Below are 1,269 nucleotides of genomic sequence, written 5' to 3'. Positions count from 1 at the left end.
GCAATTTTTTGATAATTGACCACTGTTACATTTGGTAAATCGAGGAGTTGATCAAAATTTATCCACATAACCCACCTCCTGTTCTGTGTTACTATTATACCATGCTCACACAGAACCTAGAAGAGCCGGGCAGGGGGGGGGGATCGAACCTAAAATCTATCTTCAATTTAATTATAACCAGCCACTTACCCGTTTCAATGCCTTGACATTTCTACCTAAATAATGTAGAGTACGGACGGCATTTCACTTATTATCGGAGCCATACCATGCTTAGTTTAGCAAAACTTATCAATTTCGGGGGTGGGTAAAGCCCTGCTTATCAATTGCTGGTTCTACTGTGTTGGTAGGATTTTTAGGATTGACGGTTTCTCCAAGCCTAGCGGCAAGTATCGGGGTCAATTTTTACGGTGGGATGTTTACAATCGCTCCGTCCGCTAGTCCGGGGATCGTTCCGGCGATTAACTGGAATAATATTGCTGGTGGATCTGGAACTAATATTACCTTAAACGATGATACGGCAACAGCGACGACCACTCAATTAACGTTTAATTCCACCGGTGCTTATAATGGTTGTACGGTGATAAACACCCCTAATGCCGCCACGAATACCCTGTACCGTTCTGGTATTTACGGTGACAATGCTACGAGAGAAGTCTCTATCTCCCTATGGGGAATTTCCTACTCCTCCTACGATCTTTATGTATTCGCTTCCGCAGATACAACCGTAACTAATCAGTTATCGATTAGTTACGGCACTACTACTTTCTATTACGCCAGTGGCGGTCAATTCAATTCAGGAGCGACAGCTTTATTACAAACCACGAGTACCACATCTGGTTCACCGACTACTGGACGCGCACAGTACCAGTTATTTAGCGGGCTAACTGGATCGAGTGTAACACTCACCACAGGGGGTGCTATCACACACACTATCTCGAATAACATTTTCGGTTTCCAGATTGTTAATACCGCACAACCAGTTCCCGAATCTTCTATGATTATGGGTCTAGTCTTTTTTGGCGGTGGCTTGTTTGCGGTTAGCCGACGAAAAAATCAGAACTAAAACCCAACCTTAGTGCGTGCCAAGGTTCTACATTGGCGTGAGAAAAGGCGGCGTTGTCAGATCAGAATAGGAAAGATGCGTGCGAAACGTTTAGGCATGAAATAAGGTTGAAATACCTGAAATAACCGCCTAGTAAGGTCTTCAGTCCCCTGACTGAATCTAAGAGGTCAACCCTGACCAACCTTATAACTGTTTATATGTCCCGA

The 1,269-nt window shown here is 44.1% G+C and carries 1 protein-coding gene; it reads left to right on the top strand.

The features are described 5' to 3' along the window. The first annotated feature begins 358 nt into the window (after positions 1–358). A complete protein-coding gene (locus IQ242_RS25085; RefSeq protein WP_193961822.1) occupies positions 359–1,063 on the top strand; it encodes a PEP-CTERM sorting domain-containing protein in 705 nt (234 codons plus the stop codon). Positions 1,064–1,269: the final 206 nt, after the last annotated feature.

The organism is Microcystis sp. LEGE 08355, assembly GCF_015207185.1.
In the GTDB taxonomy this organism is placed as follows: Bacteria; Cyanobacteriota; Cyanobacteriia; order Cyanobacteriales; family Microcystaceae; genus Microcystis; species Microcystis panniformis.
The sequence above is the reverse complement of the archived record's forward strand: the minus strand, read 5'-3'. Positions and strand labels throughout refer to the sequence as shown.